This window comes from Metamycoplasma neophronis (genome assembly GCF_006491995.1).
Taxonomy (GTDB): domain Bacteria; phylum Bacillota_I; class Bacilli_A; order Mycoplasmatales; family Metamycoplasmataceae; genus Metamycoplasma; species Metamycoplasma neophronis.
This window is the reverse complement of sequence record NZ_VHHP01000013.1, coordinates 1-4,078: the sequence shown is the minus strand read 5'-3', so window position 1 is coordinate 4,078 and position 4,078 is coordinate 1. Positions and strand designations below refer to the sequence as shown.

Annotated in this window: 3 protein-coding genes and 1 pseudogene; 1 reads left to right on the top strand and 3 read right to left on the bottom strand. The window is 28.4% G+C overall.

Features of this window, described 5'->3' with window-relative positions; genetic code table 4:
• On the top strand, window positions 1–1,063 hold a 1,063-nt coding region (locus FJR74_RS08265), incomplete at its 5' end, for a leucine-rich repeat domain-containing protein (RefSeq protein WP_140915057.1).
• 147 nt (window positions 1,064–1,210) lie between these two features.
• On the opposite strand, the gene FJR74_RS03030 is transcribed toward FJR74_RS08265, so the two are convergent.
• From FJR74_RS03030 to FJR74_RS08255, 3 genes and pseudogenes are all read right to left on the bottom strand, one after another.
• A complete protein-coding gene (locus tag FJR74_RS03030; RefSeq protein ID WP_140915056.1) occupies window positions 1,211–1,561 on the bottom strand; it encodes a hypothetical protein in 351 nt (116 codons plus the stop codon).
• Window positions 1,562–1,601: 40 nt separating this feature from the next.
• Entirely contained in the window at window positions 1,602–3,698 is a 2,097-nt protein-coding gene (locus tag FJR74_RS08260) for a UU173 family protein (RefSeq protein WP_140915055.1), read from the bottom strand.
• Window positions 3,691–4,078, bottom strand: a pseudogene (locus FJR74_RS08255) (MAGa7180 family putative nuclease); the annotation flags it as partial. The pseudogene FJR74_RS08255 and the gene FJR74_RS08260, both read right to left, overlap by 8 nt.

The following is a 4,078-nucleotide window of genomic DNA, read 5'->3' as shown; positions in this document are numbered from 1 at the left end:
AAACACTGATTTTCCAATGCTAACAAAAGTTGGTGAAGATGCATTTTCGAAAATTATTGAAAATGGTGTATTAATAAAATGAACAAATGCTAGCGGTGATATCAGTGATAGTGAAATAACAGCAATTTCAGATGGTGTTTTTAAAGGGAATACAAATATAACTTCAGTTTCATTCCCTAATGTAACTAAAATAAGTCCTAGAGCATTTCAAGGCGCAGTTAACTTAACTCATGTTGACTTGCCAAAATTAGAAGAAATTGATTATAAGTCGTTTGACAATACACCAGGTCTTGGTGATAAGATCGTTTTAAATGGCATATTAGCAAAATGAGATAATGCCGAGGGAGACATTAGTGATGATGAAATAACAGTAATTGCGGCTGATATCTTTTATAATAATCAAAATATAACTTCAGTGTCATTTCCTAATGTAATAAAAATAGGAAGTTGAGCGTTTAGAAACGCAATTAATTTAACTTCAGTAGATTTACCTAAAGTGAAAGAAATTGACTATAAGTCGTTTGACAATACACCAGGTCTCGGTGATAAGATCGTTTTAAATGGCATATTAGCAAAATGAGATAATGCCGAGGGGCATATTATCGATGATAAAGTAACAACAATTGCGGATGGTGTTTTCCAAGGGAATAGAAATATAACTTCAGTGTCATTACCTAATGTAACTAAAATAAATGCTAGAGCGTTTCGGTGAGCAGTTAACTTGACTCATGTTGACTTGCCAAAATTAGAAGAAATTGACTATAATGCATTCGACAATACGCCAGGTCTTGGCGATAAGATCGTTTTGAATGGTATTTTAGCAAAATGAGATAATGCTGAGGGAGACATTAGTGATGATGAAATAACAGTAATTGGAGCTAATATCTTTTATAATAATCATAATATAACTTCAGTGTCATTTCCTAACGTAATAAAAATAGGAAGTTGAGCGTTTAGAAACGCAATTAATTTAACTTCAGTAGATTTACCTAAAGTGAAAGAAATTGGTATTGATGCTTTTACCAATACACCAAAATTAATTAATAAACCAAGTGCTCAATAAATTACTTTACTAAATATTTAGCATCATATGATTTATTCATATGATGTTTTATTTTCAGTAAACAAAATTAATAATTTTATATATTTTAAATATAAAAAAACACATTCCCCAATTATTTGGAACATGTTTATAGTACATTAAACTTAATTAAGATAACATTTTTAACTCTTCAGCACTTAAAATGTTATCATTTTTAAAAATTTCTAAATTATTGCGGTTAGCATAAATTGATTTAAGAATTTCTGCTTTATTTAAATAACTTAATGGTATGAATATATAATTTTCAAAATTATCTTGTAAGGCGTCGATTTGCGAATCGGAGATGATTTCCCGAATTTTGCGATAATGCTGCTTTAATTCATATAGTGAAAACGGCATTTTAGCTATTAATTCTTCTAAAAATTTAGGGGTAATTGCTTTAGATGGGATATATGTTAAATTGGGTATTTTATCTTTTTCTCACTTACGCAAAAAACGATTTTTAAAAATATATTTCATAATTTTCTCCTGTTAGTTATTTAATTTTTTGATAAACGATTTAACGGTATTTTTTGAATACTTCGAAGTATTTTTCTTTATCTTGCATTAAATATGTTACTAAATCTCATACCATTATCATTGCCAAAACATCATTATGACAATAACGTTTAAGTTCTTTTACTTTGTCTTCTCACTCATAATTCCTAATTAAACCCAAGGCACGAGATGTTGCTATTTGCAATGCCATCCCGCCGTTTTTAACTTGTAATTCATGATATGGAAAAATTTTCCTTTTTAAAGGTAAATTGTTTTCTGTCACAAAGTGCTCGATCTTTTTGATTGAATAACGTGCTTTAATTTGGCCAATATTAATTAAACGCAAACAAATATCAACTTTGGTACTTTGAAATGGTTTGGCAATGTCAATTATTTTATCTAAAATAAAATCAATTTTGGCTTCAATCTCTTTCAATTTTTCAATATCAATGTTTTTGTAATATTGATAATTTAATTGCAACATCTTTTTAAGTTCGTTAATTCTAGCCTTTTCATATCCTGCATTAAAAACAACATAATAATCAGCTTTATCATCATATAAATCTTCAATAATTTTAATTAATGTTTTAAAATCATAGCCTTGGGGATCATATACATAATCAAATGATTCATTTTCCAAAATACTGTTATTATATGTTTTAATTATCGAGGTTTGGGCGATAACTTGATTTCAAGCGGGGCAAAAATCAATAATAGGGATTGGTAATGTTACACCTTCAAAATCAAATCAAACAACTTTTTTATTTTCTTGGGATAAAGCTGAATATTCTAAACTATTTTCAATTTTTGGATCAATTGAAATCAAGTTTTTTTCATAAAAATCAAGAATTTCGCCATACTTTGCTTCTGATGCAAAAGAATTATTTCAAATCGAGTTAATTTTTAAAGTTAATAAAGATTTAGCAGCAATTTGATAATCAGGTAATAGTTTTTCAACTAAGTAAGTATATGGTTTTAAATTATGCCCAACCGGGTCTTTTAAATCACTTTCTTGAATTACTAATTCTAAATGATTAATTTCAGGATATTTTTCTTGGTTATTGACCATCTCGACAAAACGAGTAAAAGAGCAAATAAAATCGCGTGCTTTTTTGCTCTTTTCATCTTCAATACTAAAAGAAAATGGAAAAATATCAGCTAACTCACTATTAACATGCTCAATAATACTTAGATTTTTTTCATTAGATTTTTTAGTGCGATTTGAAGTGTAATCAAAATTAGGATCTTTGTTTACGCGTGCTTGGTTTTCTAATTGTGAAAAAGAATCATCTACTTTTGCTTTTGATTTACTTGTATTTGCATAATCACTAAATATAAATGGCAATTTACCTTTTTTGATATTGTCTCTTTTTAAAAGGGCTGGGATTATTAATTTTACGATTTCAATTTCATATCCTAAAGCTCGCATAACATTGACATCGTAATATGCTCTAATAATATTTTTTAAAGAGCTTTTTGATGAATAATTCAATATCCCGATTGTTTTTTGCTCAGGACAATAAAAAAAGGGACGAGATATACAATTTCTATAAGCAAAAGCAGGATTGATTAATAAACGATGATTTGCCTCAATTTCTGCTTTAGTTATTTCAAGCTTAGTCTCAGTTGCACACTTATCAGTAATAACTTTTATGCTCTTAGCAATTTCCGGAAAGTTTGTTTGATAATGCTCTATTACGGCATTTTGTGCCGCTTCAGTGACTAGGGACATACCGCTATTCATGGCCTCAAATTTAGCAAAATTACTTAGTAAGTCATTATAAACACTAAGTTTGTTTGCTTTATTTAATTCTAAAAACAATTCATTGCTATTCGAAACAGTCTTTTCTAAATATGTTAGCTTTTCAATTGGAGAAGATTGTAAAAATGCTGATTGCACGTTATTGGGAATATATTCAATAAAATTTTTTGTTATCTTTTCATCAATTTCTTCAAATTCAAATTCAAGTAAATCATATGGATTTTTATCGTTTTCATTTTCCTCATCTTCATCATTTTCTAAAGCAAGCATGTTGATATCATGAAATGCAAAAAAAGGACGAGCAGAGTTTAATAATAAAAACTGCTTGAAATTATAATATTTATTTTTATTATTCATAACTTGGAACAGCCTTTTTCATCGCTACTCATTTTAAGTATAATTCTTCTCACTGTTCGGCGTTTTCGCATTTTAAAAATTCGATTAAATCAGCATCAACATCGGCTTTTCATTTAGGGCTTATTCCTGATGCAGTATATTTATTAAATCAGTCGGTACAATATTTAATATCGTCATGAACTTGTTTTTCATCAATTTTAAAATTTCAGTTTTTGATGTAACGTTGATTAATATCAACCATATTAGGGTCGGCATAATCTTCTTCTTTTAAAAAGCATGCGACGATACTGAAAACTTCACAACCCATTAAATATGTATAAAGCTGAGCTTGTTTAATATAAGATGGGTTCACTCCAAATTCATTTCATTGCGCTAGTTTT